Origin of the sequence: Psychrobacter sp. APC 3426, assembly GCF_030408035.1 — a bacterium.
In the GTDB taxonomy this organism is placed as follows: domain Bacteria; phylum Pseudomonadota; class Gammaproteobacteria; order Pseudomonadales; family Moraxellaceae; genus Psychrobacter.
Genome location: NZ_JASDCF010000046.1, coordinates 1 through 7,207 on the forward strand (window position 1 = coordinate 1; position 7,207 = coordinate 7,207).

Annotated in this window: 8 protein-coding genes and 2 pseudogenes; 8 read left to right on the forward strand and 2 right to left on the reverse strand. The window is 36.4% G+C overall.

Going from position 1 to position 7,207, the window contains the following annotated elements:
• The 6 genes and pseudogenes from QL919_RS13820 to QL919_RS13845 all read left to right on the forward strand — a co-directional run.
• Positions 1 to 212, forward strand: a pseudogene (locus QL919_RS13820) (IS982 family transposase); the annotation flags it as partial.
• A gap of 74 nt (positions 213 to 286) precedes the next feature.
• Entirely contained in the window at positions 287 to 769 is a 483-nt protein-coding gene (locus tag QL919_RS13825) for a hypothetical protein (protein WP_290190055.1), read from the forward strand.
• 57 nt (positions 770 to 826) lie between these two features.
• Positions 827 to 1,606 carry a glycosyltransferase family 25 protein gene (locus tag QL919_RS13830; protein WP_290190056.1) on the forward strand — a complete coding sequence of 260 codons (780 nt, stop codon included), beginning with the start codon at positions 827 to 829 and terminating at the stop codon, positions 1,604 to 1,606.
• A gap of 146 nt (positions 1,607 to 1,752) precedes the next feature.
• Positions 1,753 to 2,454 carry an IS1 family transposase gene (locus QL919_RS13835; RefSeq protein ID WP_290189674.1) on the forward strand — a complete coding sequence of 234 codons (702 nt, stop codon included), beginning with the start codon at positions 1,753 to 1,755 and terminating at the stop codon, positions 2,452 to 2,454.
• A 120-nt stretch (positions 2,455 to 2,574) separates the two neighbouring features.
• A protein-coding gene (locus QL919_RS13840; RefSeq protein WP_290190057.1) for an IS5 family transposase occupies positions 2,575 to 3,326 on the forward strand; the annotation gives its coding sequence in 2 pieces (ribosomal slippage) (positions 2,575 to 2,782 and positions 2,782 to 3,326; 753 coding nt in all).
• A gap of 44 nt (positions 3,327 to 3,370) precedes the next feature.
• Positions 3,371 to 4,288 (forward strand): glycosyltransferase family A protein, encoded by a 918-nt coding sequence (locus QL919_RS13845; RefSeq protein WP_290190058.1) that lies wholly within the window; start codon positions 3,371 to 3,373, stop codon positions 4,286 to 4,288.
• 520 nt (positions 4,289 to 4,808) lie between these two features.
• Here the strand turns inward: QL919_RS13845 and QL919_RS13850 are convergent.
• A complete protein-coding gene (locus tag QL919_RS13850; protein WP_290190059.1) occupies positions 4,809 to 5,510 on the reverse strand; it encodes an IS1 family transposase in 702 nt (233 codons plus the stop codon).
• 178 nt (positions 5,511 to 5,688) lie between these two features.
• Here QL919_RS13850 and QL919_RS13855 point away from each other — a divergent pair, with 178 nt between their 5' ends.
• Complete coding sequence (locus QL919_RS13855) at positions 5,689 to 6,780, forward strand: glycosyltransferase (protein WP_290190060.1); 1,092 nt, start codon at positions 5,689 to 5,691, stop codon at positions 6,778 to 6,780.
• Between the two features lie 172 nt (positions 6,781 to 6,952).
• On the forward strand, positions 6,953 to 7,108 hold the full coding sequence (locus QL919_RS14180; protein ID WP_356650623.1) for a hypothetical protein: 156 nt from the start codon (positions 6,953 to 6,955) through the stop codon (positions 7,106 to 7,108).
• On the opposite strand, the pseudogene QL919_RS13860 reads toward QL919_RS14180, so the two are convergent.
• A pseudogene (locus tag QL919_RS13860) lies at positions 7,098 to 7,207 on the reverse strand (IS5/IS1182 family transposase); the annotation flags it as partial. The gene QL919_RS14180 and the pseudogene QL919_RS13860 overlap by 11 nt on opposite strands.

A 7,207-nucleotide genomic window follows, 5' to 3' on the forward strand; every position in this document is an offset into this window, starting at 1 on the left:
TGGTAAGGCGGCTAATGAAAGCCCGCCGTATCGTTGAAACAGTCATTGGTCAGTTATCAGAACGATTTAATATACAAAAGGTACGAGCAAGAGATTTATGGCATTTGTCTCATCGATTGATTCGTAAGATTCTTTCACACAATCTGTGCTTTGTACTCAACAAAAAACTTGGTAACCCGCCTCTTCAGTTTGAATTGCTTATTTCAAGTTGAGAGTGGGGTAAAATAATGAACATTATGCTGCGGTTTTTGGAGGAGTCCAATTAATCGATGAAAGCAATAGAAGGTTGGAAGAAGTTGTTAGTAAAGCTAAAGCTTATAGCTTCGATGATATTATAATGCATAAACATAGCCTTCTGGCACCTACTCAAATGATTAGAATGCAAAATATTCGGAATACAGGTGGTTATAAAGCGGATTTGCTTATTGAGGATTGGTATATGTGGTTGCTCCTTAGTAAGGAAGCCGATATATATAATATGTGTCATGTATTTGCACTTTATAGAAAGCACGATACAAATACTTCTAAAGATATTAGCAAAATGAATCACTGCAAGCTTGATGTATTAAGTTACTTTTCTGACTCCAAGTTATATGATAAGGCAGTCAAAAACATAAAATGGCATAATACTTACAAAGAGTTCGCATTCTTGAATGATAAGAAGCTACTAATGTTAATTAAATTATTTACTTTAAGTCCAGTTAAAACAACTAAGATATCATTAAAAAATGCTATAAAAAATTTAGTTCTAAAAAATAGCTTTATTTAAAAATAATAGATTTTACTTTAGTAACATAGTCAAGGTTTTATTAATTGGTATAATTATATGAATATAAAAATCATAGTAATCAATCTCAAGTCATCATCAGGACGTAGGGCTAGAATATCAAAGCAGCTAGATACTTTGGGTATTCCTTATGAGTTTCTAGAAGCAACAGAAGGGTCTGCGCTAACTGACGATTGGATAGAGAGAAATATTGGAAATAGACTAAGGTACACCTGCTATAACAATATACACTATTCTGTAAATAAAAATGCATTCGCTTGTGCTGATAGTCACAGAAGAGCTCAAATTATTGCTGCTGAATTTGAGGATGGTTATACATTAATTCTTGAAGACGATGTGGAACTAAGTAGTGATTTTAAGAAGAAGTTAACTCATGCCGTTGAGCTTATGCAGGACTATTCGTTGCACGTTGCCTTTCCAGGTTATAATTGGGCTAGAGGTAGTTTTGAAAAACGAAATGATGTGAAGTGCTCTGGTCTCAGTTTTTCGTTCTATAAATATCCTGCGGATGGACATGTTTCGGGTTCTTATTCTTATATTGTGGACTCTCTTGGTGCCAAAAAACTAGTTACAGATAATCTTGATAAGATTGAAGATACAGCTGATTGGTTTTATATTAAGGAAAAAGGAATTATAGAAAGCACAGTAGTCTTATACCCGAAGTTAATTACAACAGGTTATTTTGAATCAGATATTGTAGGCAGTTCTGATTTAAAAGTAAGTCTAATCGGAAAGTCTAAGAGAATGATTTATTCCTTGTCAGTAAAATCCAAATATGTCCGAAATACTTTGCGTTATTGGAAAGAAAGAAGACTATAAGATGACTGTTTTGATAAAAAATGATATATGTAACAAACTTGCATTAAAGCAAAAAATTTAGTTTAAATATTGGGTGGTGTATCAAAAAGTATGCTGGGGTAATAAAGGAAAGGTGACAGCCGAAGCAAGATGATATATTTGAGGTTATGAAGACACAAATACAGATCAATTGCCCCGACTGTCACAGTCTTAGTCTAAAGAAAAATGGTATAAAAAGCTATGGCAAGCAGAACTACCAATGCAAGGACTGCAAACGCCAATTTATTGGCGACCATGCGGTAACCTATAACGGCTGTCACTCTAGAATAGAAGATCTCATACGACTGATGACTGTCCGAGGTTGTGGTGTTAGAGACATAGCCGTTATAGCCAAGGTTAGCATTGGTAAAGTACTTGGCACCATAGGCTCATCTGTTTATAAGATCGCGCCTAAGAAGCGATATTATGAACGCTTAGAGGTTGATGAGTTCTGGACTTACGTGTATCGCAAGAAGCGTAAAGTCTGGCTTATTTATGCTTATGACCGGGCTACTAATGAGATTGTCGCTTATGTCTGGGGCAAACGTGACCTAAAAACGGCTAAGAAGTTAAGAGCACGTTTAAAGCAGCTTACAGTCAGCTATGGCTCTATCAGTATGGACAACTGGGACAGTTTTATAACCGCCTTTAAAAGTGATAACAAACAAGTTGGCAAATCTCATACTGTAGGCATTGAAGGTAATAACTGCCGTCTTAGACACCGATTGTGTCGGGCGGTTAGAAAGACTTGTTGCTTCTCAAAAAAGCTTGATAATCACTTTAAAGTATTCGATCTGGTGTTCTTTTATGTCAATTATGGTTACGTCTGATGCCAGCATACTTTTTAGAACACCACCTAATTTTTTAATTAGGGCATGTCTTCAATTGGATAAGCCCTAAATAATAGTTACAATACCGCATCTATTGAGTCGATGCGAGAAATACAAGTTATGGCAAGAAAAGCATTAACAGATACGCTTTGGGATCAATTGCAATCGACGATGATAAAGTACGGCTGCTATCAAACTCAAAACAGCCGAGAGGTCATGGAAGCCATACTGTGGAAGCTACGCACAGGCGCTCCTTGGCGTGACATACCTGAAGAATTATGTTCGTGGAAAACAGCCTATAGTCGTTTCAACCGCTGGTCGAAAACTGGCTTATGGGCGGATTTTTTTTTGGCTTACGAAAAGAAGTTGATACGGAATGGGTATTCACAGACGGAAGCTATGTTCGCTGTCATCAGCATGCAAGTGGAGCTCGGCGTGGTGAAGAGCGAGCAATTGGACAAAGCCGTGGCGGAGCAACTACAAAGATACACCTATCCTGTGATGCCGATGGATATCCGCTCAATTTTAAAATCACTGGGGGTGACGTCCACGACAGTCAAGTTGCAGGTGAATTGATTGAAATGATTGGGCAAGCTGATTACTTTATCGCTGATAAAGGCTATGACTCAGAGTCTATCAGAGACAAAGCTCGAAGCCATAATATGATACCCATCGTTCCTAAAAGGAAAAATGCCAAACAGCCTAATCCAGAGTTTGATAGCTATTTGTACAAACTGCGTCATCTTGTTGAAAATATGTTTGCAAGGCTTAAGCATTTTCGTAGTATCGTTACTCGCTATGAGAAGTTAGCTCGTAATTTTAAGTCAATGCTCTATCTAGCGTGTACTATCATTCATTGTAAAATGAATTGAAGACACGCCCTAGTACTATATCAATAATTATAAGAGAAGAGACTATGGCTAAGCCAAATTCTGATACGACAATTATAATAACTACATATAAGGATAGCGTAGCAGACTTACGCTGCGCTTTACAATCAGCAATAAGACAGAGTTTACCTCCAAAACAGATTTTAGTTGTAGACGATGGCTCTAATACTGATACGGCTGAAACTGTGGTATTGAGTGAAAAAATTGACTCTATTGTGCCAATTACACTGCTAATTAAAAAGAATGGAGGTCCATCTTCAGCTAGAAATTATGGTTTAAAGCATTGTTCTACCACTTATGTTACTTTTCTTGATTCTGATGATGAAATGCTAGAGTCAAATATTGAAACAAAACAGAACTGCTTGAGTTTACTTGGGGATTATTATTTTGGTGTATACGGAACGCGCATACAAAATTCAGGAGGATTGTGCGAGTATATGGATTACGATGGTCTGTTAGATACGGATTTAGTTGGAAAAACGAATTGTATTCCAGGCGGTGTTCCTACTTATTTATTTCGCACAAAGTATCTTAATGATATAGGTGGATTTGATGAGCAACTAACTAACAATGAAGATTATGATTTGATTATTAGGCTTGCAAAAATGAATCTAAAAACGAAAGGTAATCTTGGGGCTGGATTTATTCAAAATTTGAGATACGGTTCTGTTAGTAGAAATGATAAGTATTTTGAAACATATACTGCTGTAAATAATTTTTTAGATAAAGCTGAGATTAATGATTTTTTTTCAAAAGGTGAACTAATAGAGCGTAGAAAAGGTAATGAAACATGGCTTGGACACAAGTTACTGATGAAAAGCGGTTTACGTAAAAAGGGTCTAAGTCATCTTAATAGAGCTTTTGATTATTCGAATCCTAAAAGCATTAGACAATATGTTGCATTTATTCTTGCTCGTAGTAGTCGTATGATTTTTAAGATTTAAAATCGTACAGACGTAAGATTAAGGTAACTATTATATTAATCTAAGAAGTTTTTTAATAATAGTTAAAGTAATAAAGGTAGGTACCTGACTCACTATGACCTAAAAATTGTACATAAACGTATTATGAAACTGAATCATATATTAATAGGTTTTCAAAATTCTAACAATTAGTCACTTAAGTGGATTTTGAAATGGAATACAGGATTGTTTATCTAACTTTGCAAGGCTTTGATAGCGGTTGATGGTCTAACCTCATTATGAGGATAGTCAGGAAAAACCTACTGACAGAGATTAGAATCATAAATTGACTACTTAGGGATTTGAGAATCTACTATTAAGCCCGTTTGACACTGTGCCAAAACTTAAGGTTTTAAAGTATTTTTTTATTCTTATCCTTTTAGTCGATTTTTTTTGACATTTAAAATGGGTTTCAGTCGTATCGATAATGACAACTGTCTGATCAAGAACTTTAGAGACTCCACTAAGAAAATATGGTGGTGTTCTAAAAAGTATGCTGGCATCAGACGTAGCCATAATTGACATAAAAGAACACCAGATCGAATACTTTAAAGTGATTATCAAGCTTTTTTGAGAAGCAACAAGTCTTTCTAACCGCCCGACGCAATCGGTGTCTAAGACGGCAGTTATTGCCTTCAATGCCTACCGTATGCTGTTTGCCAATTCGTTTGTTATCACTTTTAAAGGCGGTTATAAAACTGTCCCAGTTGTCCATGCTAATCGAGCCATAGCTGACTGTAAGCTGCTTTAAACGTGCTCTTAACTTCTTAGCCGTTTTTAGGTCACGTTTGCCCCAGACATAAGCGACAATCTCATTAGTAGCACGGTCATAAGCGTAGATGAGCCAGACTTTACGCTTCTTGCGATACACGTAAGTCCAGAACTCATCAACCTCTAAGCGTTCATAATATCGCTTCTTAGGCGCGATCTTATAAACAGATGAGCCTATGGTGCCAAGTACTTTACCAATGCTAACCTTGGCTATAACGGCTATGTCTCTAACACCACAACCTCGGACAGTCATCAGTCGTATGAGATCTTCTATTCTAGAGTGACAGCCGTTATAGGTTACCGCATGATCGCCAATAAATTGGCGTTTGCAGTCCTTGCATTGGTAGTTCTGCTTGCCATAGCTTTTTATGCCATTTTTCTTTAAACTGGGACTGTGACAGTCGGGGCAATTGATCTGTATTTGTGTCTTCATAACCTCAAATATATCATCTTGCTTTGACTGTCACCCTCCCTTTATTACTCCAGCATACTTTTTGATACACCACCGAAAATATTAGGTAATTCAAACTTATTTGAGTCGACAATATTAATAAACTCATTGATTATATACATTATATATAATTGACCATTTAAGAAACAAGTAATCAAATATGAAAACAAAGATAATTTTCTTCATTGCAAGATATTCGCATTCAGGGGTTCCTCTTGCGCAGATACGTTTAGCAAAAGCATTCTTACGAAGGGGTTATATAGTTGAGTTTGTGATAGGCTATATTCCTGATGATTTAAAAGCACCAATAATTGATGGTGCTACCGTTATGAATTTGGATATACAGCGTACTTTTAAGCTGTTTCCATCAATCGTATCAAGTATTAAGAAATTCCAGCCGGATGTTATTTTTACTGCTGAAGACCATCTAAACACTATTGTTGCAATGGCTGCTATTGCCGCGAGATCAAAAGCTAAGATTAGTGCTTCTTCTCGTATTTCGCCCTATCGCACTTATTCTGATAAACCCTTCTCAAAAGACTGGGTACTCAAGTACTCTAATATTTTGCTGCGTAGAAGACTTGATGCGCTTGTCTGTGTATCTGAAGATATGGCTAAAGACTACAAAGCTATATTTGGCGAAACAAGACATCAGTGTATTTATAATATGGCTTATGATTCTGATACTTTGACAAGAATATCTGAGCCAGTTGACGATCCTTGGATTACTGACAAATCTACCCCTTTAATCATAACAGCAGGTAGGCTTTGTCCAGGAAAAGGCTATCCTGATCTTATTAATGCTATAAATATAATAAGAAAAGAGAGACCGATAAAGCTAGCCATTCTCGGAGAAGGGGATTTTCGAGTAGAGTTAGAAGCCTTGATTCAGAAAAAAGAACTATCTGATACCGTACGTTTATTAGGTTTTCAAGAAAATCCACTTAAATTCTTTAAGCAGGCAAATGTATTTGCTCTTTCATCATATTTTGAAGGCCTTCCTAATGTTTTAATTGAGGCCATGGCTGCAGGTTGTACTTTAGTGTCAACTGACTGTCCTACAGGACCAAGGGAGGTTTTAAAAGATGGTAAGTATGGCTATCTCGTGCCTATGCACGACCCTAAAAACATGGCAAATGCAATTAAGCAAGCACTTGATAACCCAGCGTCGCTAGAGTTGATGAAAGAGGCTATCGAGCCTTTTACTGAAGAGAGTGTCATTCGAAAGCATCAGGAAGTTCTTGGAATTTAAATGGATCTTCTGTTTGCTTAAGCTGATTTTAAACAATGTCTAATGTCTAATGTCATTGGCATGAGAACAGTATACTTTATTCTATAAAAAAAATTGAACTTTAGAAAAGCTTAGTTATCGATAATAACTAAGCGTTGTGAAATTTTAACCTGAGATAACAAAGTACCACGACATAGTCACTAAAAATAATCTACAAGAAAAGGTTTTTTTGTTAAACTCTACAACCAGTCTAGAGAGCTTTTACAAAATGGCCCATGTCTTTTTGATGACGTCACGATATGAGTCTTTTGGTCAAACCATTAGACCTCTTGCAAAAGTCATAGTTTAAGCTCGGAATTAATGATACCAGCAAACAGCTTCATTCTAAGATCATAGCGCTGACGACGGTTGCGATATTTATGAGCCACGATTTTAAACAACTTGATTA

Coding starts and splice junctions, on each gene's coding strand:
- QL919_RS13845 (WP_290190058.1), top strand. CDS start 3,371: ATGGCTAAGCCAAATTCTGATACGACAATTATAATAACTACATATAAG.
- QL919_RS13855 (WP_290190060.1), top strand. CDS start 5,689: ATGAAAACAAAGATAATTTTCTTCATTGCAAGATATTCGCATTCAGGG.
- QL919_RS13830 (WP_290190056.1), top strand. CDS start 827: ATGAATATAAAAATCATAGTAATCAATCTCAAGTCATCATCAGGACGT.
- QL919_RS13850 (WP_290190059.1), bottom strand. CDS start 5,510: ATGAAGACACAAATACAGATCAATTGCCCCGACTGTCACAGTCCCAGT.
- QL919_RS13835 (WP_290189674.1), top strand. CDS start 1,753: ATGAAGACACAAATACAGATCAATTGCCCCGACTGTCACAGTCTTAGT.